Source organism: Polynucleobacter sp. UK-FUSCHL-C3, from assembly GCF_040409815.1.
In the GTDB taxonomy this organism is placed as follows: Bacteria; Pseudomonadota; Gammaproteobacteria; order Burkholderiales; family Burkholderiaceae; genus Polynucleobacter.
Window position 1 is genome coordinate 709,535 of the sequence record NZ_CP099959.1, and the last position, 23,278, is coordinate 732,812.

The following is a 23,278-nucleotide window of genomic DNA, read 5'->3' on the forward strand; positions in this document are numbered from 1 at the left end:
AAAGATCCTTACTGATAGATCTCGCTACCGCGTTTGCGAAACTCGATTGATTTTTCTTCCATCGCCTTGCTAGGATCCACACCTTCTTTGAGACTAGCAGCGTAATCACGGACATCTTGGGTGATCTTCATCGAGCAGAACTTGGGACCACACATCGAGCAGAAGTGGGCGATCTTCGCACCTTCAGCGGGCAGGGTAGCGTCGTGATACTCGCGAGCACGCTCTGGATCGAGACCCAGATTGAACTGATCTTCCCAGCGGAACTCAAAGCGCGCTTTAGAGAGTGCGTTATCGCGTAACTGAGTGCCTGGAAAGCCTTTGGCTAAATCAGCACCGTGGGCAGCAATCTTATAAGTAATGATGCCCTCACGCACATCTTCCTTATCAGGCAAACCTAAATGCTCTTTCGGTGTGACATAGCAAAGCATTGCCGTGCCATACCAACCAATTTGGGCGGCTCCCACACCACTGGTGATGTGATCGTAACCGGGAGCGATATCTGTGATCAAGGGTCCAAGGGTATAAAAAGGCGCCTCTAAGCAATGCTTGAGCTCTTCGGTCATGTTCTCTTCAATGCGCTGCATTGGAACGTGACCAGGGCCTTCAATCATCACTTGCACATCGTGCTCCCAGGCTTTGGCAGTGAGCTCACCTAAGGTATGGAGTTCACCAAACTGCGCAGCATCATTGGAGTCGGCAATACAACCCGGGCGTAGACCATCGCCTAAGCTAAAGGAGACGTCATACGCCTTCATGATCTCGCAGATCTCATCAAAGCGGGTGTAAAGGAAGTTCTCCTTATGGTGGGCAAGACACCATTTCGCCATGATCGAGCCACCGCGTGAGACGATACCGGTAATGCGATCAGCGGTCAGTGGGACGTAACGGAGTAAGACGCCTGCATGGATGGTGAAGTAATCCACTCCTTGCTCGGCTTGTTCAACGAGCGTATCTCGGAACATTTCCCAGGTGAGGTCTTCGGCAATGCCACCGGTCTTATCGAGAGCTTGATAAATAGGAACTGTACCAATCGGTACTGGAGAGTTACGAATAATCCACTCACGTGTCTCATGAATATGCTTACCGGTGGAAAGATCCATGATGGTGTCGGCGCCCCAACGAATTGCCCAGACCATTTTCTCGACCTCTTCATTGATTGATGAGGTCACTGCGGAGTTGCCTAAATTGCCATTGATCTTCACACGGAAGTTACGACCAATAATCATCGGCTCTAACTCAGGGTGATTGATGTTGGCAGGAATAATGGCGCGACCCGCTGCAATCTCAGAGCGCACAAACTCTGGAGTAATTACATCCGGAATATTGGCACCAAAGGATTTACCAGGATGCTGCTTGAGGATTTGGGTATAGCGAGGATCTTGACGGAGTTTCTCAAGACCTAAGGACTCGCGTAGGGCAACGTATTCCATCTCAGGGGTGATGATGCCTTTACGGGCATAGTGCATCTGACTAACATTCGCACCTGATTTAGCAACTCGTGGAGCAGCGATATGGGCAAAACGCAAATGCGAGGTTGCTGCATCGTGAGCACGCGCAACACCATATTCTGAGGATGGGCCGGTAAGTTGTTCGGTATCCTTGCGCTCTCTAATCCAACCGCTGCGTAGTTTTGGAAGACCCTTCTCTAAATTAATAACGATATCTGGATCGCTGTATGGGCCCGAGGTGTCATACACCGGGATCGGTGGGTTAGACGTTTCGGTCTCACCTGTTTTGGTGGGCAATTGCTCAATCATCCGAATCGGTGCTTTGATATCAGGACGTGAGCCTTCTAAATAAGTTTTAGTAGAAGCAGGGTAGGCAAACTTCTGCCCAAAATCTCGCTCCAAACTCTTTAAGCTGGGGATTTCAGGCTTACTTCTTTTTTGATCTTTTGTATCGGTGCTCACACTCATGTCCATCTCCTCGCAAAATGCATTGATATAGAGTGGACGAAACCGGGTGTCGGTCTGATGGAACTCCCCACGCCAGCATTATCTGGATCGGGTTAAAGGGTCTTTCTCAGCACCACAACCATGTGGGGGCACCCCTGTTTCATCCTTAGGAGTATTTAACCATGAATTCCCCATCCTGATCATGGAACCATATGGATGAAGGGCTCTAGACCCGAGCTCGGATTATCTATTGCGCCGCAAGATAAAGTCTGCGGTCACCAGAGCAGCATCGCTTGTGAACTCATCAGCCAAAATACGGGCAGCTGCTTCGGCAAGATTGACCTCAATAAAACGACTTACCTCGCCATCGTGATTGACCGGCACAAGATTACGTGGCAACTCAAGATCAAACATAAATAAAGACTCATGATGAATACCATGCGGTGGATGAGGGGTGTGGATCAGTAACTTCCCAGTAGGATTAATTTGCTGCGCAATTGCTTCGGGAACGCCAGCCTCTTCCCAGAGTTCGCGAATGGCACACTGCACCACGGTCTCATTCGCATTAATGCCACCAGCACTGAGGTTGTCTAATTTACCGGGATCAATTTGTTTACTCTCACTGCGTCGACCTAACCAAAGCGTTCCTGCCGAGGTATACCCATTGATATGTGCCGCTTGACTCCGAAATCCAAAGGTACGAAAGGCTGCCCGCTCAACCCGAAAGTACTCATGCCCATCGGGTCCATACCAAGCAAACTCTTCATTACGCCAAGCAGGGATGAAGCCAGCCTGATGAAGACCATTTGCTAGAGCGCGCAGATCATCACTGAGTTGTGCCGGCGGTGCACTCTTTAAAATAATTCGTGTAATGTCCATCTGAATATGTGGATACGAACCATTTTTTAGGAGCTCTTCAACCGCCCCAATCAATGGACGACCGATATTGCCAATGTATGTTTTTTCAAAGTACACCGGCAAACAATCTTGACTTGCATTGCGTTTGGCGTTCTGGAGCATTTCTTCCAGGGCGGCCAAGGTACTTGTCGTTAAACTATTCATCTAAATAGTGTATTAGCAAAACAAGGAAAGAGCACCATGAGTCAAACCCACCCCAACACGATGCATGGCGGCCAGATATTAGCCAATGCCTTAGTCCGTCAAGGCGTAGAGCTTGCGTTTGGGGTGCCCGGTGAGAGTTTCTTGCCCCTATTGGATGGCTTGGTGGATCATCAAGACCGTCTAAAATTTATTACCTGCCGGCAAGAGGGTGGGGCTGCGTATATGGCAGAAGCCTATGCCAAGTTGACCGGTAAACCCGGGGTGGTCATGGTGACGCGCGGGCCAGGCGCAGCCAATGCACTCATTGGAGTTCATACCGCCTATCAAGACTCTACCCCGATGGTTGTCCTGATTGGTCAAGTAGGAACCGATATGGTGGAGCGCGAGGCTTTCCAAGAGATGGATTACCGCAAGGTCTACTCCGAGTGCGCCAAATGGGTGGGGAGTATTGATCGCACCGATCGGATTGACGAGTTCGTCTCGCATGCTTTTCATCTAGCGCAGTCTGGCCGAAAGGGGCCCGTAGTTTTAGCTCTTCCGGAAGATGTTCTATTTAAAGACGCACAAGAACGCATTACCCCAGCGGCACAGATTATTACAACAGGCCTTGATCAAACACTCTTTGCCAATGCGATGCAAGATTTTGCTAAAGCCAAACGACCGATGGTGATCGCAGGCGGTGGCTCGTGGACCAAAACAGCGTGTCATGCACTTTCGGCCTGGGCAAATCGTGAGCAGATACCTGTGGCAACGAGCTTTCGGTCTCAAGACCTGCTCGATAACTTAGACCCTTGCTTTGCAGGTGACCTAGGCATTGCAGCCAACCCCGCATTAGTCAAGCGTGTACAAGAGGCCGACATTTTGTTGGTGATCGGCGAGCGCTTAGGTGAGATGACCATGGCTGGATACACCGTGCTCACAGTCCCTAAGACACAAATGCCACTCATTCATGTGCTACCCAGCCCAGATGAACTAGGTAGGGTGTACTACGCCGACTATCCAATCAGTGCATCACCACAGGCATTTTGTGAGGCACTTAGTAGCATCACAATGGGTTCACAGTATGAGCGCGGATCAATGCAAGCAGCACACGATGCGTATCTCGCATTTAGTAAACCCACCACCATCCCAGGTCCTGTGCAATTAAGCGAGATTGTGTCTGCCCTTCAATCTCACTTGCCTCGCAATGCAATCCTCACGAATGGGGCTGGTAACTTTGCCGCCTTCTTACATCGCTTTTATCCCTACGGGGGATTTAAATCCCAATTAGCACCCGCCAACGGCTCGATGGGCTACGGACTGCCTGCTGCGATTGCTGCCAAGATCGTTGATCCCAAACGCGTTGCTGTCGCATTCTGCGGCGATGGCGACTTTATGATGAACTGCCAAGAGCTCGCTACGGCCATGCGCTATCAGGCTAAACCGATCGTGATTATTGTGAACAATGGCATGTACGGCACGATCCGTATGCATCAGGAGCGGGAGTACAAGGCGCGGGTCTCAGGCACCGAACTCACCAACCCTAACTTTATTGACTTTGCCAAGAGCTTCTCCATGCCAGCTTATCGAATCGAGAAGACCGAAGAGTTCGCATCTGCAATCCAGGCTGGTCTGAAGAGCCCAGAGGGAGCGATCATCGAGATCGTGATTGATCCTGAAGCAATTAGTCCAAGTAAGCGCTTATCGGAACTTGGGCGATAAGAATGAGCGCATGCCTAATACGACTTTTGTAAAAAGGCAAGACCTAGCAATTTTATTTTCATTCGAAGTGTCTATAAATAAATACAGTGATATGGGTGCACGAAAAGTACGTTCATGACTGCTTAATAATTGTGCATCCTAGTTCACTCTATACAAAATCAGTACTTAGAAAACAATTCATGTATTTATCCACATTCGCTGTGGATAACTTCAATGGCATCACAGAAAAATAAATAAATACTGCTTGACATCGATTCATTTGCAGAGATTAGGATTAATCCCAATAGAATCTTTATATGGCTTTAATGGTCCCCCTGCCAGGAGTCGAACCTGGATCTATCGCTTAGGAGGCGATTGCACTATCCATTGTGCTACAGCGGGTTAAAACAGAATCACCATCCACACATGGCCCAAGCTTGATTGGCTAGACCAATGACCACCTCGGGGATGGAGTAGAGCGCGAATACCAAAGCAAGCACCAATGCTGCAATCAGATAGCCCAAGCGCTTCTTCCAAGAAGCACTGGTATCGCTTAGGAATAAATACTTGCCCATAGTCTTATTCTACCGAAAGCAAATAGGTGCCTTAGGCCATCGCAGGGCGCACCAAGGGCTCTTCGCGAATGGGTAGATTAATAAGGCATGCAAAGACACCCAAGGCAATAGCAATGCCCCAAACGATTTGGTAAGAACCTGTGAGGTCGTATAAATAGCCCCCAAAATAGGCCCCACAAAAACTACCGAGCTGATGCGAGAAGAACACCAGGCCAGAGAGCATGGTGAGGTACTTCACCCCAAAAATTTGGGCGACGATGGCATTGGTGAGTGGAATGGTAGAGAGCCACAGCACACCCATTACTGCTGCAAAGACGTAGGTACTCGTTGCACTCAGTGGTATCAGTAAAAACAGGCTAATCGCGACTGAGCGCGTGATGTAAATGCCCGATAGTAAAAAGCGCTTGGGAAAGCGTTGACCCAAGACCCCTGCATAGTAGGTGCCAATCACGTTAAATAGGCCAATCAAAGCTAGTGCGGTGGTAGCAACCGTTGCACCATTGATCTCAGGATATTTGAGGGACATATCCTTGAGGTAGGGCGCAAGATGCAAAGTAATAAAGACCACCTGAAAACCGCATACAAAATAGCCCATCATCAAAAACCGAAAATTACGATTCCCCATCGCCTCACGCAGGGCCTCACTGATGGTTTGATTGCCTCCTTGATTGGCACTGAAGTTACTCTCGCGCAGAAAAAATGCGAGGGGGATCATGAGCGAGGCAAGTAAGCCTAAATAAATCAGCGCTTCATTGGCACCAAAACTACTAATGAGCCCTTGCTCTAGCGGCATCATTAAGAACTGCCCAAAAGATCCTGCTGCTGCAGTAATGCCCATAGCCCAAACGCGCTTCTCGGCTGATACATTGCGCCCCAAGATACCGTACACCACGCTATAGGTGGTTGCTGCTAAACCAATTCCGATCGATAGGCCGCCTGCAAGATTAAACAGGAATGGATCACTAGTGAGTGCCATCCCAATTAAGCCAAGCCCGTACAAGAGCCCACCGATCACCATGATCTTAAATGGACCATACCGATCAGCCAATGCCCCAGCCACCGGTTGTGCAAAGCCCCACACTAAGTTTTGCAGGGCAATTGCTAAGGCATAGGTCTCGCGACCCCAGCCATTGGCAGAAGTGATGGGTAAATTAAATAAACCAAAGCCATGCCGAATGCCCATCGAGAGGGTCACCATCAGGCTACCAAAAACTAAGACCTGCACAAGTGATAAAGAAGGGGTGCGTGCTGTGTTCAATCGATGACTCCTTTGGAGCGTAAGTGCGCGATTTCTTGAATGGTGAGGTTTAGATCGGAGCGCAACACTTCATCGGTATGCTCACCGAGTAAGGGCGGTGGCATACGTACCTCGACCGGAGTTTTGGATAAACGCATTGGGCTTGCCACGAGTTTCATGGTGCCCGCGCGGGGGTGTGGAACATGTAACTCAATCCCTCTGGCAATCACCTGTTCGTTTTCAAAGACCTCTTGGAGATTATTAATGGGGCCGCAAGGCACGCCCGCTGATTCTAGAAGAGAGATCCACTGGGCTTTGGTCTTTTCTTTCACCATCTCGGCCAATAGAGGGATCAGCGCAGCGCGGTTTTCAATGCGAGCGGGATTATTAGCAAAGCGTGGATCATCGGCTAAGTGCTCGCGTCCACCCACTTGCACAAAGTGTTTAAATTGACCATCATTTCCAACCGCAACAATGATCCAGCTATCGGAGGTTTGGAAGGTTTGGTAGGGCACCACATTCGGGTGGGCATTTCCCCAACGATGGGGTGATACGCCGCTACATAAATAATTACTGGAGATATTGGCAAGCATGGCCACTTGAGTATCGAGTAGAGCCATATCGATGTATTGACCTTCACCACTGCGATCGCGATGGATCACCGCTGCGAGGATGGCAGAACTGGCATACATGCCAGTAAAGAGATCGACAATGGCAACACCTGCCTTTTGAGGACCACCGCCAGGTAGATGATCAGCTTCACCCGTAATACTCATGAACCCGCCCATGCCTTGCAATATGAAATCGTATCCTGCGCGATGTTGATAAGGACCCGTTTGACCAAATCCGGTGATGGAGCAATAAATTAAATTGGGTTTGATCTTCAAAAGGCTCTCGTAATCCAAACCATACTTAGCGAGTTGCCCAACTTTATAGTTCTCAATCACCACATCGGACTGTGCAACCAGACCGCGCACAATTTCTTGACCCTCGGGTGTGCTGATATCGAGCGTGATGGATTTCTTATTACGATTAATGGAAATGTAATAGGCTGACTCGGTTGTATCGTTACCCGATGGATCTTTAGCAAAAGGGGGACCCCAGTGGCGAGTGTCATCCCCGCTCTTAGGGCGCTCCACTTTAATCACCTCAGCCCCCAAATCGGCTAGGTTCTGAGCGCACCACGGACCCGCTAAAACTCGGCTTAGATCTAGAACTCGAATATGACTTAAGGCTCCCATACCCCCATTTTTGCACGCTTTATTCCCCAGGCTCTCGCTTATGGATACAATTTCTGCGCATGGCTACTCGTAAAACCGCGCAATACAGCGAATCCTCCATCAAAGTCTTAAAGGGCTTGGAGCCCGTTCGACAGCGTCCTGGGATGTATACCCGGACCGATAATCCCCTGCATATCATTCAGGAGGTCTTGGATAACGCCTCGGATGAAGCTCTCGGAGGCTATGGCAAGGAAGTGGTCGTTACCCTGCATACCGATGGCAGCGTGAGCGTGGAAGATGATGGCCGGGGTATTCCAGTAGGGATCCATTCACAAGAAAAGAAACCAGTGGTTGAGATTGTGTTTACCCAACTGCATGCGGGAGGAAAGTTTGAGAAGGGTGCTGGTGGTGCCTATGCATTCTCAGGTGGTTTGCATGGCGTGGGCGTATCGGTCACCAATGCACTCTCCAAACGACTCGAGGTCACGGTTTGGCGCGAACAACAGGTATCCACCATTACCTTTGCCGATGGCGATGTGATCGAGAAACTCAAATCCAAAGCTGCCACCAAAGGTGATAAAGCGCATGGCACGAAAGTGCGCGCGTGGCCCAACCCTAAATATTTTGATAGTGCACAAATTCCGCTAGCCGATCTTGAGCGACTCTTACGTTCCAAGGCGGTCTTATTACCAGGAGTGAAGGTCACCCTGGTTTACGAAAAGAATGGTCAAAGCCAATCCTGGCTCTATGCTCAAGGACTCAAGGGCTACTTGGATGAGTCTCTGGCTCAAGGGGGCCATAGTGCACCCGTCATTCCAGCCTTTGAGGGCGAGCATTACGCCTCGGGTGCTGGCGAGGAAGAGTCCTTTGCCGAGGGCGAAGGTGCTGCGTGGGTAGTGAGTTGGACCGAAGATGGCGCCCCCGTGCGTGAGAGTTACGTGAACTTGATTCCTACACCAGCCGGTGGAACACACGAAAGTGGACTACGTGAAGGACTCTTTAATGCAGTGAAGAGCTTTGTGGAGATACACGCGCTGCAACCCAAAGGTGTGAAGCTCATGCCAGAGGATGTCTTTGCTCGTGCCTCATTCATTTTGTCTGCCAAAGTATTGGACCCACAGTTTCAAGGGCAAATTAAGGAGCGCTTGAACTCCAGGGATGCCGTACGCTTGGTCTCGGGCTTTGTGAAGTCAGCGCTAGAGTTGTGGTTAAACCAACATGTGGATTACGGTCGCACCCTGGCTGAACTTGTGATTAAGCAAGCGCAAGCAAGGACCCGTGCTGGTCAAAAGGTGGAAAAGAAAAAATCCTCCGGGGTTGCGGTACTGCCCGGTAAGCTCACCGATTGTGAGAGCCAAGACATTGCTCTTAATGAACTCTTCTTAGTCGAGGGAGACTCAGCCGGGGGCTCAGCAAAAATGGGTCGCAATAAAGAATATCAAGCCATCTTGCCTCTGCGTGGTAAGGTACTTAACACTTGGGAGACCGAGCGTGATCGGCTCTTTGCCAATAATGAGGTGCATGATATTGCGGTAGCGATTGGGGTTGATCCGCACGGACCGACCGATGAGCCCAATCTCAGCAATTTGCGCTATGGCAAGATCTGTATCCTCTCGGATGCGGATGTGGATGGCTCGCATATTCAAGTTCTCCTACTCACACTCTTTTATAAACACTTTCCAAGACTGATTGAGAATGGCAATGTGTATATCGCTAGACCACCCTTGTTTAGGGTCGATGCGCCCGCGCGTGGTAAGAAGCCTGCACAAAAGATTTATGCGCTCGATGAAAGCGAGTTGATTGCAATTGAAGATAAATTACGCAAAGATGGCGTGCGCGATGGCGCATGGCAGATCTCACGCTTTAAGGGCTTGGGCGAGATGAGTGCCGAGCAGTTGTGGGACACCACTTTAAATCCGGATACGCGCAGACTTCTTCCTATGAGTTTGGGTGAGATGAGTGAGAGCGATACGATTAAAACGATGGATATGTTGATGGGTAAATCAGAGTCGGGCGCCAGACGCGATTGGTTAGAAGAGCGCGGTAACGAGGTCGAGGCCGATATTTAGGATCCATCATGCCCAGTAAAAAACCAAGCCCCACTTCTAAAAATAGCAAGAGCAAGAAAGTCTCTGATCAAGGTGATCTATTTGCCATGGTCGATGAGCACCCCCCTAAAAAAATCACTCTAGCAGACGAAGCTCTTTCATTGGGAGTCTATGCAGAACGCGCGTATCTAGATTACGCCATTAGCGTGGTCAAGGGCAGGGCTCTTCCTGAGGTTGCCGATGGGCAAAAGCCTGTGCAGCGCCGCATTCTGTACTCGATGAACGAGATGGGGCTGCGTGCGGATGCCAAACCAGTGAAGAGTGCGCGAGTGGTTGGTGATGTCTTAGGCAAATTCCATCCGCATGGTGATCAATCGGCGTACGATGCACTCGTTCGGCTCGCACAAGATTTTTCCTTACGTTACCCATTGATTGATGGGCAAGGTAATTTTGGTTCACGCGATGGCGATGGCGCAGCGGCGATGCGTTACACCGAAGCGCGTTTAACCAAAATTGCTAATTTACTGTTAGCCGAGATTGATGAGGGTACGGTTGATTTTGTACCGAACTACGACGGCTCATTCAAAGAGCCTAAACTGCTACCAGCTCGCCTACCCTTTGTATTACTTAATGGCGCATCGGGTATTGCGGTAGGGATGGCGACTGAGATTCCATCGCACAATATTCGCGAAGTTGCAGCAGCTACCATTGCCTTAATGAAGTCCGCTAAAACAAGTACAGCGGATTTACTCAAACTCATACCGGGACCAGATTTTCCGGGTGGCGGGCAGATTATTTCCTCGGCGAGTGAGATCGCGCAAATTTATGAGAACGGCCGCGGGTCTATTAAAGTGCGTGCCCGTTGGAGCATTGAAGAGTTGGCGCGTGGGCAATGGCAGGTTGTGGTTAATGAGTTACCACCTGCTACCTCCACACAGAAGGTCTTGCAAGAGATTGAAGAGCTCACTAATCCGAAGGTGAAATTAGGTAAGAAGTCCTTAAGTGCTGAACAAATTAATCTAAGACAAACCATCCTCAATGTCTTAGATAGCGTTCGCGATGAGTCAACCCGTGGCGCTCCTGTCCGCCTCGTTTTTGAACCAAAGAGCAAGAACATTGAGCAACATGAGTTTGTCACACTGCTCTTGGCACACACTTCCTTAGAATCTAACGCCTCGATCAATCTCGTGATGATTGGGAACGATGGTCGACCCCGACAAAAAGGCCTTGAGGAAATCCTGAGTGAGTGGATTGAATTCAGAGTAGGAACGGTCACGCGGCGCACGAGCCATCGTCTTGGTAAGGTCAAAGACCGCATGCATATTTTGGAAGGACGCAAGATCGTCTTCCTTAATGTTGATAAGGTAATTAAGTTGATTCGGAACAGCGATGAGCCTAAACCGGATCTGATGAAAGCCTTTAAATTGAGTGAGCGCCAGGCTGAAGATATTTTGGAGATTCGTCTGCGTCAGCTCGCTAGATTAGAAGGCATTAAGATCGAACAAGAACTCAAAGAACTCAAAGGGCAAAAAACAGAGTTGGATGAGCTCCTCAACAATGAGTCTTCGCTTCGTAAGCACATCATTAAAGAGATTGAGGCCGATGCGAAGGACTTTGGTGATCAGCGCCGCACCCTGATGAAGCAAGACGAGCGCGCAGTGGCAGAGGTCAAGGTGATTGATGAGCCCGTTACGGTCATCGTCTCGCAAAAAGGCTGGGTGCGGGTACGCCAAGGTCATGAGCATGACTCGCAACAGTTCACGTTTAAGGCAGGCGATGCTCTCTATGACACCTTTGAGTGCCGTACTGTCGATCAGATGCTGGGCTTTGGAACTGATGGCCGGGTTTACACCGTTCCCGTAAGCGAATTACCCGGTGCACGGGGTGATGGTTCGCCCTTAACCAGCTTTGTTAATCTTGCCCCTGGGTCGCAGATGGTGGCCTATTACGCAGGGCATGCCGATGATCTTGTTTTGATCTCGACCAAAGGCGGCAATGGTTTCTTGGCGAATGTGGCGGATATGTTTACTCGTAATAAGGCTGGTAAATCGTTTGTGGGCTTAGACAAAAAAATGCAGGGTGACGCACCGCTTGGAGCAGCCAAAGTAGTGGAGGGTATGCGACAGGTTGCTTGCCTCTCCGAAAATGGTCGCTTATTGGTATTCCCGCTTGATGAACTCAAACGCTTACCAACCGGTGGCAAGGGCGTCATCTTGATGGGGCTTGATCCAAAAGAATTTCTAAAATCAGCCATCGCATTTGGAGCACAAGGGGCTAGCTATAGTGGTCTTGGCAGGGGTGGCAAACCAACCGACACTATCTTAGATGCAAAAGCATTGAAGGGATTTGCTGGCAACCGAGCACGTAAAGGCCATCTGGTAGAGCCGCGACTCAAAGAAGCAAGACTCAAGGCGAACTAAGTCTAATTTAGGATATTGGTTCTGATAAGATCATTCACTAAATGAAGAAATTAAATCCCGCCTAAAAAATGCCCTATAAAATCTTATTACTTGGAGCCTCTTATGGCTCTCTCTTGGCCTCAAAACTTTTATATGGAGGCCACCATATCCACTTAGTGTGTTTACCTGAAGAGGCTGCGCTGATTAATAAAGAGGGCTTTAAGGTCCGACTCCCAATCCGTGGTCGTACGGAACCCGTTTTATTGGAGTCACGTTTACTCCCAGGTCGCGTTACTGCTGGACCTGCTGAGGGGAATGATCTAAGCCAATATGACTTGGTAGGACTTTGCATGCAAGAACCACAATACCGTTCTGCTGGAGTTCGGGAGTTGATGGATGCAATTGGTCGCTCGGGCTTACCTTGTATGTCCATCATGAACATGCCACCATTACCTTTCATTAAGCGCATACCAGGCTTGGATTACAAGTCGCTTGAATCTGCCTATACCGATGCGAGAATTTGGGACTCGTTTGATCCAGCCAATATGACCCTCAATAGCCCAGATCCGCAGGCCATTCGTCCACCAGGCGAGCAGGCAAATTTCTTGCAAGTTACCTTGCCAACTAATTTCAAGTGCGCTACTTTTGACAATGATCGCTATAACACCATACTGCGCCAACTAGAAACGGATGTTGCTAATGCCCGTTTTGAGACACCAGAAGGAAAAATTGAACTCCCGGTCAAATTAAAGGTGCATGACTCCTTGTTTGTGCCATTGGCTAAATGGTCGATGTTGTTGGCTGGGAATTACCGCTGCATTACTGAAGATGGAATGCGTAATACCCAGGATGCAGTTCATGCCAATATCGAGGAGTCGCGTTCGGTTTATAACTTTGTGTTTGATATGTGTGTAGCACTTGGCGCTCAGCCAAACGACTTGGTTCCTTTTGAGAAATATGCAGCTGCTGCACAGTCACTCTCACGCCCAGCATCTGCTGCTAGAGCCCTACAAAATGGAGCGCCCAATATTGAACGCGCTGATAAATTGGTCCAGTTAATTGCCCGCTCAAAGGGAATGAGTAACCCTGCCATTGATGCCCAAGTGGCATTAGTAGATCGACGACTTGAAATCAATCGTAAAAAACTAGCAGGATAAAGCCTTATACCGACGAAGTTGCATAGGATTATTTACTTAATGGATCTCAGGATCTGTTCCAGATTGCTCTTGGTGCGACGTTTCTAAAAAGTCAAAGTCACAGCCTTGATCGGCCTGCAAGACATGCGCACTGTACATCTTGCCAAAGCCACGATCAAATTTCTTGAGAGGGGCTTGCCAGGTTTGCTTTCGCTTGGTCATCTCTGCGTCTGAGATTAAGACATTGAGTTTGCGCGCTGGCACATCCAATTCAATCAAATCACCATCCCTGACTAAAGCCAATGGCCCGCCAACATAAGACTCTGGAGCCACATGCAAGACACAGGCGCCGTAACTGGTACCACTCATGCGGGCATCGGAGATGCGTACCATATCGCGCACACCTTGCTTGAGCAGTTTTTGCGGAATGGGTAATTGACCCCACTCAGGCATACCTGGGGCACCCAAGGGACCCGCGTTTTGCAACACAATTACCGAGTCTTTGTCGACATCCAGCTGTGGGTCATCAATGCGTGCGGAGAGGTCATCGTAGTTCTTAAAGACCACCGCCTTGCCAGTATGTTTGAGAAGATGCGATTCAGCAGCAGGCGGTTTGATGACCGCACCATCGGGTGCAAGGTTCCCCTTGAGGATCGCCAAGCTATCGCTGGCTACTAAAGGGTTATCCAGCGAGCGGATAACCTCGGGCTTAAACACTTTCGCTTCTGAAATCAATTCACCTAAGGATTTACCATCAACAGTTTGCTGCGTGAGATCTAATAAGGGCGATAGTTGCTTTAAGAGTGCTCGTAAACCACCCGCGTAATAAAAATCTTCCATCAGATACTCGCCGGCAGGACGAAGGTTGGCTAGAACTGGAACCTTACGAGCTAGTGCATCGATATGATCGAGCGTTAATGGAAAGCCAGCACGGCGCGACACGGCAATCATATGTACGACCGAGTTGGTAGAGCCTGCGAGCGCTAAGACTGTACTCATGGCATTGTCAAAAGATGCCCTGGTCAAAATATCAGAGGGTTTGAGATCTTCCCAGGCCATTTCCACAATACGCCGCCCGGTCATGCTAGCCATCTGAGAATGACGCGAGTCGGATGCCGGAATCGAGGCAAAGCCTGAGAGCGATAAACCCAAGGCCTCAGTGGCGCTCGTCATGGTGGAGGCGGTTCCCATGGTCATGCAGTGACCGGGTGAGCGTGCAATCCCGTTTTCAATATTCCGCCAATCGCTCTCGGTAATATTGCCCGCCCGTAACTCTGCCCAATATTTCCAAGTATCGCTACCGCTTCCCAAGTAATTACCTTGGTAATCACCGCGCAGCATCGGACCAGCGGGCAAGAAGATGGTGGGTAAGTTCATGCTAATCGCACCCATGAGAAGTGCGGGAGTGGTCTTATCGCAACCACCCATTAAGACGCACGCATCTGCTGGATAGGAGCGCAATAATTCTTCGGTCTCCATGGCTAATAAATTGCGATAGAGCATGGTGGTAGGTTTTTGGAAAGGCTCGGATAGTGACATCGCTGGCATTTCTACAGGAAAGCCGCCCGCTTGCCATACCCCCCGTTTTACTTCCTCAGCCCGTTGCCGAAAATGACCATGGCAAGGATTAATGTCGCTCCAAGTATTGATGATGGCAATTACTGGTTTTCCCGCATAGTCTTGGCGGGTGTAGCCCATTTGCGCAGTCCGCGACCGGTGACCAAAGCTGCGGAGATCTTTAACTCCATACCAGCGATGACTTCGTAACTCTTCGGGCTTTTTTAACTTGCGAGTAGACATAGATATCCGTAATGAGCGATAAGTGATGATTTAATATACACGAGAACCTAAATTCATTAAAACAATAGAACCTCTCACCACCATGCCTGTTATTGCACACCAAGAACTAGAAAAACAGATCACAAAAATAGTTAAGGCAATGGGTAGTAGCCTAGCCGAAGCTAAAACAGTGGCTCATAACTTAGTGCTTGCCAATCTCAAAGGACACGACTCGCATGGCGTAGGAATGATTCCGAGATATGTGGAGGCATTTCTAGAGGGAGTGCTCAAAATTAATCAAGGATGTCAGGTGCGCAGTGATCTTGGTTCATTGCTTGTGCTCGATGCTCAGCAGGGCTATGGTCAAGTGGTGGGAGAAGAAGCAATGCAACTGGGTATTGAGCGTGCTCATAAGCACGGTAGTTGCATCGTATCTTTATCTAACGCCCATCACCTTGGACGGATTGGTCACTTTGCCGAGATTGCAGCTAGTCAAGGTTTGGTATCGATTCATTTAGTAAATGTTCGCTCTTTACCTGTAGTGGCTGTTTGGGGTGGAGGTGATGGACGCCATGGCACTAACCCCTTTTGTATCGGTGTGCCGATTAAAAACAAAGCACCATTCATCTTAGACTTTGCAACTAGTCGAGTTGCTCAAGGAAAGATGCGCGTGGCCTATAACCAAGGCAAAACCATGGAGCCAGGATATTTGATTGATCCGCAAGGGCGACCCACACAAGATCCTGGTGTCGTGGTCAAACCCAATGCGGATGGCAAGATGGGCGCCTTGATGCCCTTTGGCGAACACAAAGGATCGGGGCTTGCTATTGCATGCGAGCTATTGGCGGGCGCGTTAACTGGAAGTGGTACTTGGAAGCCAAGACCCAAAAAAAGTCGGGCCATTTGGAATGGCATGTTGAGCATCTTGATTAATCCCCAGAGCACCAACACCCAAGAACAGTTTGATGCAGAAGTGGCATCTTTCGTTTCATGGGTCAAACAAAGTCCAGCGGCACATCCATCTAGCCCAGTTCAAGTAGCGGGAGAACCAGAGTTGGCGATCATGCAAACTAGAATGAAACAGGGTATCGGGATCGATGACCAGACCTGGGCCGATATTGTTCATGCTGCAAAGCAGTTTGATGTGCCCATTAATAAATAGGACCCGATATGCCAAGTAATGATCTCTGTTTTCTGGGGGCGTGTGAGCAAGAGCAGTTGATTCGCTCTAAAAAAATTAGTGTGACCCAATTAATCACTGCCCATCTTGATCAGGTTGAGCGCTTTAATCCAAAACTCAATGCCATTGTGACCCTGACCGCCGAGAGTGCCTTGCAAGCTGCTAAAGAGGCCGATGCTCAATTGGCAAGACAAGATGCGATCGGTGCTTTACATGGTCTGCCCGTGGCGCATAAAGATTTATTTTTGACCAAGGGTGTGAAGACTACTTTTGGCTCACCCATCTATAAAGACAATATTCCTCAGGTTGACTCCTTGCCCGTGGAGCGGCAGAAAAATGCCGGAGCGATTAGCTTAGGCAAAACCAATACCCCCGAGTTTGGTGCTGGTAGTCAAACATTTAATACGCTCTTTGGAGCCACATTAAACCCCTATGACCTGACTAAAACGTGTGGGGGCTCATCGGGTGGTGGCGCCGTAGCATTGGCAGCCGGGATGGTGGCGCTTGCTGATGGGACTGATCTAGCTGGGTCATTACGCAACCCCGCTAACTTTTGTAATTTAGTTGGTATGCGCCCATCGGTTGGGCGGGTGCCAACGTGGCCTGAGCAATTGGGTTGGTACACCATGAGTGTGGCTGGACCCATGGCACGTAGCGTAGAGGACCTTGCGCTCATGATGTCTGTGTTGTCAGGACCTGATGATCGCTCACCGATTGCTATTGATACTCCTGGAGCAATATTTGCTTCACCACTCCAGCGTAACTTCAAGGGTTGCAAAGTTGCTTACAGTGAAGATTTAGGTGGGTTGCCTCTAGAGCCCGAGGTGCGAACCGTAATGCGAGCAGCGCGTGAGGTGTTTGAGCGTTTAGGTTGTGAGGTGGTTGATGCTGAGATTGATCTAAGCGAAGCCGGTGAGATCTTTATGCTCTGGCGGGCATGGCGCACTGAGTTACGGATTGCACCGCTATTAGCCAGTCATAAGGATCAACTCAAAGACACCGTGATTTGGAACGCAGAGCAGGGCCTTGATCTCACTGGACCACAGTTGGCAAGGGCAGAAGCTAAGCGCACTGAGATCTATCATCGGATGCGCGAGTTTATGAACACCTATGAGTTCTTTATATTGCCGGTGAACCAAGTTGTGCCATTCTCGGTTGATCTTGACTACCCACGCGAAATTAATGGGGTCAAAATGAACACCTATATCGATTGGCAAAAGACCGCTTACTTTATTAGTGCGATGGGTAACCCTGCTATTTCAGTGCCCGCGGGTTTTACCGATTCGGGTTTACCTGTAGGAGTGCAAATCGTTGGAGGTCACCGTCAAGACCTTGCGGTCCTGCAAATGGCGTACGCCTTTGAGCAAGCAACCCAATTTGGCCTAAAACGCCCTTCTATTTGTACGGTTGCTTAAAATAAAAATTCAATAAATAATAAGTTCAAGAAGCAGTAGTACATTAATAAAAAACTAGGAGACCTTACTATGCGTTATCACCAAAAGCTTGTGCTGGGCGTATTTGCATTTCTGACCGCCTTTAGTTCAGCATGGGCTCAACAGTATCCTGATCGTGCGGTTAAATGGATCGTGCCGTATCCACCAGCGGGAACTACCGATGTGATTGCACGGATTATTGCACCACCCTTAAGTGAGATATTGGGTCAACAAGTGATTGTCGAGAACCGACCGGGTGGAGGGAACAATATTGGTGTGGATGCGGTTGTTAAATCACCGCCCGATGGCTACACCATGCTCTTAGTTAATCCTGCTAACGGGATTAATACAACCCTCTATAAAAGTTTGCCGTTTAACTTCATCCGCGACATTGCTCCGGTTGCGGGGATAATTCGCTCTCCCAATGTGATGGTTGTGCCACCAAGTTTTCCAGCCAATAACGTGGCCGAGTTCTTGGCGTATTGCAAAAACAACGTCAGCAAAATTAATATGGCATCGTCGGGTAGCGGTACTTCCGTTCATATGTCTGGTGAGCTATTTAAATCGATGACCGGTTGCAATATGCTGCACGTTCCTTATAAGGGTGCTGGCCCTGCATTGGTCGATCTCATGGGCAACCAAGTACAAGTACTCTTTGATAACTTGCCATCTTCGGCTGGGCATATTAAGTCCGGTCGTCTAAAAGCCTTGGCCGTGACCTCAGAAAAGCGTGAACCATCTTTACCGAATATCCAAACCGTGGGTGAGACCATCCCTGGATACGAAGCGACCGCATGGTTTGGTGTTGGAATGCCTCGCGGTACTCCACCAGACATTGTTAATAAGATGAACGCTGCGATTAATAAGGTGATGAGTAATCCAAAAATTCGGGAGCGCTTAGCTGAGTTAGGTGGCGTACCCATTACTGGCACACCAGCAGATTTTGGCAAGATTATTCAGGCCGAGACCGACAAATGGGCTAAGGTCGTAAAGTTCTCTGGAGCAACTGCAGAGTAACAAAAAGCTACCCCGCAATATAAACTTGATACAGTAGGGCCGATGCACGTATCGGCCCTTACTGCTTTTTATCTCACTACCGCCGCATTGATGTGGGCGGGCAATGCCATTGTTGGCAAGATATTAGTACAATCTAGTTCACCCGTTTTGCTCAATAGCATCCGTTGGGGAGTCACTGCACTCATTCTGTTGCCATTTGCTTGGAGAGTCTTTGGATCTGCCAGTCCATTGTGGCAATCCAGTAAACGGTTTGCGCTACTGAGTCTTTTGGGGGTAGGCAGTTATAACGTCTTACTCTACTTGGCACTAGAGAGTTCTACGCCAATTAATGTCACCTTAATTGGTGCAAGCATGCCGATCTGGGCCATTGTGATTGGGGCCTTGTTTTATAAAGAACAGCCAAACATAAAACAAATCATTGGTGCGGTCATCTCCTTAATTGGTGTAATCGTAGTGATTGTCCGTGGAGAGCTTGAGCGTTTGATTGAGATTGAGTTTGTGGCCGGTGACCTGCTGATGGTTCTTGCCACCATCTTATGGGGCGCTTATAGCTGGATGCTAAGTCATCCAAAAGAGAGTACCGAGCGAACCTGGCCGTGGAGCTATTTCTTATTAGCACAGGTAGGCTTTGGCTTCTGTTGGTCTTTGGGCTTTGCAGTGACCGAATGGCAGTTGGAATACAGTTACTTCACGTGGTCATGGCCAACTGTATTCATGATCATTTACGTGATCATCGGCCCATCCTTGATCGCCTACCGTTGTTGGGGTCTAGGCGTTAGTGGTGCAGGGGCTACGGTAGCGACATTCTTTACAAACTTAATTCCGCTCTTTACAGCCATCCTTTCAACCTTGTTACTACAAAAACCCCCTGAGCTATTTCAGGGTGTCGCCTTTGCACTGATCTTGGCTGGTATTTATCTATCGATTCAGAAGAAGAAACGCATCTAACCCTTAATTGATTTAGTCTTAATTAGACATACGCTAACCAGCGTCCCAAACCAATGACGCTGGCCCAGCCCACTAGAGAGATGACTGCTTGTGCTTTAGTAGTCGCATTAATGACTACGCGCATTCGCAACAACACAGCATTGGTAATTAACAAGAAGATCAGACACATCTTGAGAATGAATAAACGTGAGGCAATCAGATCTCCAGCATGGGTGATAAATAGCATCGAACCTGTGAGTACAGCCAAAGAGAACCCGAGTAGAGATACTGCGATTCCTAAACGCGAGAGAGCAGAGTAATCAAGAGCTTTGACTAGACCCAATACGCGTAAATCCATTAACACCACACTGCCAAAGAGCATACCAACCCCCCAAATGTGCACAGTTTCAACAGTGGGGTAGAGCCAGGTCGAGTATTTCATGGCTTGGGCTAGCCAATAGCTCTCTAATGCCAAAATTGGGGAATTCAATGTATAAGATGTATGGTGTTATACGCTATTTTCTACTAGATTAGAGTATTAGGGTTAACCCTAATATATACAAAATGGTCACTAAATTCATTTAAGTACGTATTATTATTACAAAACATATTTCAAAGAAGTAGAAAAGTTGTAATAATAAATTGACAGTAAATATCATCCATGGAGAAACGATGAACTTAAATCACTCAAAACTTAAACGCGCCTTTACACTAGTTGAGCTCTTAGTTGTTATTGCGATTATCGGAATCTTGGCTGCCGTAGGTGTTCCAATGTATCAAGGATACCAAGCGAATGCGAGAGTTCAGGCTGCTACCGCTAATTTTGCAAATGCTAAGAAGTTTATTGCTGCAGAGATTACCAAATGTAATTCCGGTACCGATTTAGCTGCTATAGCAGCTGCAAATGGTTGTACGGCCGTTACACGCAGTTGCACAACTAGACCTACTGCAGCCGAATATCAAACATATTTCATTTCAGCCCTTGGGTCAAGTATGAAAAATCCATATTCCCCTGCAAGCACTACTTGTCCAGTAACTAATACTGCCCCTGCGAGTACCACTACCACATTAGGCAATATGGGCATTGTTGTGAATGGAAATAATTTAGACGTTACAGCGAACGTTGGAAAGTCTGACGGCACTGCAAGTCTCTCAACGGCATCCATTTCAACCCTAGAGTAACTTTATTTAGTTGGCCTTATGAAGCAGCCAGTTCTGCGCAGCGGTTTCTCCTTGCTAGAACTGGTTGTAGTGGTTGTGGTGATTGGTATATTGTCGGCTATTGCTATACCTCAATACACTGGGTACTTGCAAAAAGGGAGAGATACCGATGCTCAAATGAGTTTGAGAGCCATATCTGCATCTCAGGAGCGCTTTAAGTTATTGTATGGGACTTACTGTGGGCCAACCTCTAATCCAATATGCAATAGTAATGCCACCATCGTTACAAACTTATTATCAGGCGTTAACGTTAGTACCAAAAACTACAACTTTTCTATAGTTTCAAGTAGCGCAACTGCCTTTTTAGTGCGTGCAGATAGTATAAGAGTTACAAACTATTATTTTTCTATCGATCAAACTGACTGCCTAAGACTAAACGCAACTACTGGAACTGGTAACTGTCTTTAATTATTTTTTTACAGAGGTATAAATGTGGGATTTGTTCATTGAGTTGGCCGCCTCTAAAAAACTTTCTGATATACATTTAAGGGCGGGGGAACTAGTAGCCTATAGGGAATATGGCGAAATCGTAAAAACTGATCAGACAGTCCAGCAACAAGAGTTATTGAATTTCTTAAAAGAAGAGCTACCCCCAGAGGATTTTGCAAAATTTTTAGATAGCCGCGATCTAGATTTTGCAGCCGAAAAAAAGGGATTTCGCTTTCGTATTAATGCCTTTTGGGCGGATGAGCAAATTGGTTTAGTTCTTCGTAAGATCGAAACTTCAATTCCAAACTTTGATACCTTAAGCCTCCCTGCCTATGTGCGAACAGTTCCAAGTATTGAAACAGGATTAGTTCTTGTTACCGGACCCACAGGTTCAGGTAAAAGCACTACTTTAGCGGCGATTATCGATGTTATTAATCAAACGTTAGCGGGGCATATTATTACCGTAGAGGATCCTGTTGAATTTAAACATCCGGCAAAACGATGTGTGGTTAATCAGCGCGAAATAGGGCGTGATACCAAATCATTCCTAAATGCTTTAAGAGCCTCATTGCGTGAAGATCCGGACGTTATCTTAGTTGGAGAGCTTCGTGATTTGGAGACCATACAGTTAGCTTTAACTGCTGCGGAGACTGGTCACCTTGTATTTGGCACATTACACACCAATAGCGCCCCTAGCACTATTACTCGAATAATTGATGTTTTTCCACCATCACAGCAAGATCAAATTAGATCTCAGCTATCGTCAACCCTTCGATGTGTTATTACCCAACGCTTATTAAAGCGCATTGATGGCTCAGGTAGAGTCGGCGCCTACGAAATAATGATTTGTAATCAAGCTATCAAAAATCTTATTCGGGAAAATAAAGTTTTTCAGATTCCAAATGTGATGCAAACTGCACGAAATGAAGGAATGATGTCTATGGAGGCATCAATCAGAGCGCTTATTGCGGAGGGCAAAGTGGCTCAAGATGCCATGTTGAGCATCACTTAGAAACATGCAAAGAGGGGTAACTTTTCTAGAGGTATTGATTTCAATCGGTCTTATTGGAATTATTGCTGCGCTCGTGATGGTTAATAGCCGCGATCAGTTACCATTGGAAAAATTAATTGCAGAGACCAAATTAGTGTCACAGCGATTGGGACAAGCCAGTCTGGACGCTAGAGCATCGGGGCGAACTGCTAAGCTTATTTGCTCGCCTGCTGGCATTCAGCTTGAGTGGTACCCATTGAAAAGCGATAGCTTTGCCAGTGCCGTTGCTGCAACTACTTCAAGTGCCAAGGTTGGCGCAACAATTGATATTGAAGCTTCAAATAATGATATCTATTTATCGGCATCTTGGACTACGTTAAATTGCTCAAGTAACAAAAATTTTTACATAGCCTCAAATGGTAATTTCTTTTCTGGAGATGCGATTGGTGGTGTTGAACTTGAGTTCAATTTACCTAATAATTTGTACACATCAAAACTAGTTATTTCAGGAGAGAATGCGTTAGGAAGAATTTATCTACGAGAGAAGCTAAATGCGTACGGGGATATTTAATCAATCCTTAAGGTCAGGCTTTACTTTAATTGAAGCAATGGTTTGTGCCGCTCTTATTTCAGTTGCATTACTCTCATCTTTTTCGATTATCAAGATTTTAAATTCAGGTAGAAGTGCAATTGTTGAAAGAACAACTTATCAACGTTTGTCTGATAATCTTTTTGGTCAGTATCGTTTAATTTTGTTGAGCATACAGTCATCCGAGCTTCCTAGCGTTGTTAATCAAAGCTTGCCAACCTTAAGTAATTCTTCTTGTCCTTCTGCTGCTGGAATTACGATTCAGCAACAAACGCAAACTATTTTATGCGGTGTGTCATATCCCGTTGGCATGGCAAATTATGTAATTACCTTATCCAATACTGTTACTGCAGTAATTAGTGGTATTACTTACATGCGTGTGACTGTAAGTTTTTATTCTCCCACTGATACCAGCAGAACTTCTCCTGTGTATCAACGTGTTAGCTATATGGTGAAGTAA

At 47.7% G+C, this 23,278-nt stretch carries 20 protein-coding genes, 1 tRNA gene and 1 riboswitch; of the genes, 13 read left to right on the forward strand and 8 right to left on the reverse strand.

What is annotated here, in order from left to right; all coding sequences use genetic code 11:
• Positions 1–8: 8 nt before the first annotated feature.
• Together thiC and NKE59_RS03535 are read right to left on the reverse strand one after the other, a co-directional pair.
• On the reverse strand, positions 9–1,916 hold the full coding sequence (gene thiC / locus NKE59_RS03530) for a phosphomethylpyrimidine synthase ThiC (RefSeq protein WP_353439599.1): 1,908 nt from the start codon (positions 1,914–1,916) through the stop codon (positions 9–11).
• A gap of 47 nt (positions 1,917–1,963) precedes the next feature.
• A riboswitch (TPP riboswitch) is annotated at positions 1,964–2,062 on the reverse strand.
• Between the two features lie 76 nt (positions 2,063–2,138).
• A complete protein-coding gene (locus tag NKE59_RS03535; RefSeq protein WP_353439600.1) occupies positions 2,139–2,957 on the reverse strand; it encodes an NUDIX domain-containing protein in 819 nt (272 codons plus the stop codon).
• Positions 2,958–2,993: 36 nt separating this feature from the next.
• Here NKE59_RS03535 and NKE59_RS03540 point away from each other — a divergent pair, with 36 nt between their 5' ends.
• Positions 2,994–4,658: a thiamine pyrophosphate-binding protein gene (locus tag NKE59_RS03540; RefSeq protein WP_353439601.1), complete on the forward strand. Its 1,665-nt coding sequence runs from the start codon at positions 2,994–2,996 to the stop codon at positions 4,656–4,658.
• 306 nt (positions 4,659–4,964) lie between these two features.
• Here NKE59_RS03540 and NKE59_RS03545 read toward each other — a convergent pair.
• The 4 genes from NKE59_RS03545 to NKE59_RS03560 form a co-directional block, all read right to left on the reverse strand.
• Positions 4,965–5,039 (reverse strand) — tRNA-Arg (locus NKE59_RS03545).
• Between the two features lie 11 nt (positions 5,040–5,050).
• Positions 5,051–5,212: a hypothetical protein gene (locus tag NKE59_RS03550; RefSeq protein ID WP_353439602.1), complete on the reverse strand. Its 162-nt coding sequence runs from the start codon at positions 5,210–5,212 to the stop codon at positions 5,051–5,053.
• Between the two features lie 31 nt (positions 5,213–5,243).
• Positions 5,244–6,410: an MFS transporter gene (locus tag NKE59_RS03555; RefSeq protein WP_353439897.1), complete on the reverse strand. Its 1,167-nt coding sequence runs from the start codon at positions 6,408–6,410 to the stop codon at positions 5,244–5,246.
• 56 nt (positions 6,411–6,466) lie between these two features.
• On the reverse strand, positions 6,467–7,690 hold the full coding sequence (locus tag NKE59_RS03560) for a CaiB/BaiF CoA-transferase family protein (protein ID WP_353439604.1): 1,224 nt from the start codon (positions 7,688–7,690) through the stop codon (positions 6,467–6,469).
• A gap of 59 nt (positions 7,691–7,749) precedes the next feature.
• Between NKE59_RS03560 and NKE59_RS03565 the strand changes: the two genes are divergently transcribed.
• The 3 genes from NKE59_RS03565 (at position 7,750) to NKE59_RS03575 (ending at position 13,273) form a co-directional block, all read left to right on the forward strand.
• Positions 7,750–9,738: a DNA topoisomerase IV subunit B gene (locus NKE59_RS03565; protein WP_353439605.1), complete on the forward strand. Its 1,989-nt coding sequence runs from the start codon at positions 7,750–7,752 to the stop codon at positions 9,736–9,738.
• An 86-nt stretch (positions 9,739–9,824) separates the two neighbouring features.
• Positions 9,825–12,137, forward strand: a complete 2,313-nt coding sequence (gene parC / locus NKE59_RS03570; protein WP_353439898.1) for a DNA topoisomerase IV subunit A — start codon at positions 9,825–9,827, stop codon at positions 12,135–12,137.
• 68 nt (positions 12,138–12,205) lie between these two features.
• A complete protein-coding gene (locus NKE59_RS03575) occupies positions 12,206–13,273 on the forward strand; it encodes a hypothetical protein (RefSeq protein WP_353439606.1) in 1,068 nt (355 codons plus the stop codon).
• A 36-nt stretch (positions 13,274–13,309) separates the two neighbouring features.
• Here the strand turns inward: NKE59_RS03575 and araD are convergent, their stop codons facing one another.
• A complete protein-coding gene (gene araD / locus NKE59_RS03580) occupies positions 13,310–15,052 on the reverse strand; it encodes an L-arabinonate dehydratase (protein ID WP_353439607.1) in 1,743 nt (580 codons plus the stop codon).
• Positions 15,053–15,134: 82 nt separating this feature from the next.
• On the opposite strand from araD, the gene NKE59_RS03585 reads away from it, so the two are divergent.
• The 4 genes from NKE59_RS03585 to NKE59_RS03600 all read left to right on the forward strand — a co-directional run bounded on the left by NKE59_RS03585 (position 15,135) and on the right by NKE59_RS03600 (position 19,609).
• Positions 15,135–16,193: a malate/lactate/ureidoglycolate dehydrogenase gene (locus NKE59_RS03585; protein WP_353439608.1), complete on the forward strand. Its 1,059-nt coding sequence runs from the start codon at positions 15,135–15,137 to the stop codon at positions 16,191–16,193.
• An 8-nt stretch (positions 16,194–16,201) separates the two neighbouring features.
• Positions 16,202–17,626, forward strand: a complete 1,425-nt coding sequence (locus NKE59_RS03590; RefSeq protein WP_353439609.1) for an amidase — start codon at positions 16,202–16,204, stop codon at positions 17,624–17,626.
• A gap of 69 nt (positions 17,627–17,695) precedes the next feature.
• Positions 17,696–18,661 (forward strand): tripartite tricarboxylate transporter substrate binding protein, encoded by a 966-nt coding sequence (locus NKE59_RS03595; protein WP_353439610.1) that lies wholly within the window; start codon positions 17,696–17,698, stop codon positions 18,659–18,661.
• A gap of 42 nt (positions 18,662–18,703) precedes the next feature.
• Positions 18,704–19,609, forward strand: a complete 906-nt coding sequence (locus NKE59_RS03600; protein WP_353439611.1) for a DMT family transporter — start codon at positions 18,704–18,706, stop codon at positions 19,607–19,609.
• A 22-nt stretch (positions 19,610–19,631) separates the two neighbouring features.
• Here the strand turns inward: NKE59_RS03600 and NKE59_RS03605 are convergent, their stop codons facing one another.
• A complete protein-coding gene (locus NKE59_RS03605) occupies positions 19,632–20,078 on the reverse strand; it encodes a hypothetical protein (RefSeq protein ID WP_353439612.1) in 447 nt (148 codons plus the stop codon).
• 182 nt (positions 20,079–20,260) lie between these two features.
• Here NKE59_RS03605 and NKE59_RS03610 point away from each other — a divergent pair, with 182 nt between their 5' ends.
• The 5 genes from NKE59_RS03610 to NKE59_RS03630 are packed head-to-tail and all read left to right on the forward strand — an operon-like array spanning position 20,261 to position 23,278.
• The gene (locus NKE59_RS03610) at positions 20,261–20,770 is read left to right on the forward strand and encodes a prepilin-type N-terminal cleavage/methylation domain-containing protein (protein WP_353439613.1); all 510 of its coding nucleotides are present in this window, start codon (positions 20,261–20,263) and stop codon (positions 20,768–20,770) included.
• Positions 20,771–20,788: 18 nt separating this feature from the next.
• Entirely contained in the window at positions 20,789–21,217 is a 429-nt protein-coding gene (locus NKE59_RS03615) for a type IV pilin protein (RefSeq protein ID WP_353439614.1), read from the forward strand.
• A 22-nt stretch (positions 21,218–21,239) separates the two neighbouring features.
• Positions 21,240–22,250: a PilT/PilU family type 4a pilus ATPase gene (locus NKE59_RS03620; protein ID WP_353439615.1), complete on the forward strand. Its 1,011-nt coding sequence runs from the start codon at positions 21,240–21,242 to the stop codon at positions 22,248–22,250.
• A 4-nt stretch (positions 22,251–22,254) separates the two neighbouring features.
• Positions 22,255–22,800 (forward strand): prepilin-type N-terminal cleavage/methylation domain-containing protein, encoded by a 546-nt coding sequence (locus NKE59_RS03625; RefSeq protein WP_353439616.1) that lies wholly within the window; start codon positions 22,255–22,257, stop codon positions 22,798–22,800.
• Positions 22,781–23,278, forward strand: coding sequence for a prepilin-type N-terminal cleavage/methylation domain-containing protein (locus NKE59_RS03630; RefSeq protein WP_353439617.1), 498 nt, complete (start codon positions 22,781–22,783; stop codon positions 23,276–23,278). Before NKE59_RS03625 ends, NKE59_RS03630 begins: the two co-directional genes overlap by 20 nt.

Coding starts and splice junctions, on each gene's coding strand:
- thiC (WP_353439599.1), bottom strand. CDS start 1,916: ATGAGTGTGAGCACCGATACAAAAGATCAAAAAAGAAGTAAGCCTGAA.
- NKE59_RS03535 (WP_353439600.1), bottom strand. CDS start 2,957: ATGAATAGTTTAACGACAAGTACCTTGGCCGCCCTGGAAGAAATGCTC.
- NKE59_RS03540 (WP_353439601.1), top strand. CDS start 2,994: ATGAGTCAAACCCACCCCAACACGATGCATGGCGGCCAGATATTAGCC.
- NKE59_RS03550 (WP_353439602.1), bottom strand. CDS start 5,212: ATGGGCAAGTATTTATTCCTAAGCGATACCAGTGCTTCTTGGAAGAAG.
- NKE59_RS03555 (WP_353439897.1), bottom strand. CDS start 6,410: ATGGTGACCCTCTCGATGGGCATTCGGCATGGCTTTGGTTTATTTAAT.
- NKE59_RS03560 (WP_353439604.1), bottom strand. CDS start 7,690: ATGGGAGCCTTAAGTCATATTCGAGTTCTAGATCTAAGCCGAGTTTTA.
- NKE59_RS03565 (WP_353439605.1), top strand. CDS start 7,750: ATGGCTACTCGTAAAACCGCGCAATACAGCGAATCCTCCATCAAAGTC.
- parC (WP_353439898.1), top strand. CDS start 9,825: ATGGTCGATGAGCACCCCCCTAAAAAAATCACTCTAGCAGACGAAGCT.
- NKE59_RS03575 (WP_353439606.1), top strand. CDS start 12,206: ATGCCCTATAAAATCTTATTACTTGGAGCCTCTTATGGCTCTCTCTTG.
- araD (WP_353439607.1), bottom strand. CDS start 15,052: ATGTCTACTCGCAAGTTAAAAAAGCCCGAAGAGTTACGAAGTCATCGC.
- NKE59_RS03585 (WP_353439608.1), top strand. CDS start 15,135: ATGCCTGTTATTGCACACCAAGAACTAGAAAAACAGATCACAAAAATA.
- NKE59_RS03590 (WP_353439609.1), top strand. CDS start 16,202: ATGCCAAGTAATGATCTCTGTTTTCTGGGGGCGTGTGAGCAAGAGCAG.
- NKE59_RS03595 (WP_353439610.1), top strand. CDS start 17,696: ATGCGTTATCACCAAAAGCTTGTGCTGGGCGTATTTGCATTTCTGACC.
- NKE59_RS03600 (WP_353439611.1), top strand. CDS start 18,704: ATGCACGTATCGGCCCTTACTGCTTTTTATCTCACTACCGCCGCATTG.
- NKE59_RS03610 (WP_353439613.1), top strand. CDS start 20,261: ATGAACTTAAATCACTCAAAACTTAAACGCGCCTTTACACTAGTTGAG.
- NKE59_RS03615 (WP_353439614.1), top strand. CDS start 20,789: ATGAAGCAGCCAGTTCTGCGCAGCGGTTTCTCCTTGCTAGAACTGGTT.
- NKE59_RS03620 (WP_353439615.1), top strand. CDS start 21,240: ATGTGGGATTTGTTCATTGAGTTGGCCGCCTCTAAAAAACTTTCTGAT.
- NKE59_RS03625 (WP_353439616.1), top strand. CDS start 22,255: ATGCAAAGAGGGGTAACTTTTCTAGAGGTATTGATTTCAATCGGTCTT.
- NKE59_RS03630 (WP_353439617.1), top strand. CDS start 22,781: ATGCGTACGGGGATATTTAATCAATCCTTAAGGTCAGGCTTTACTTTA.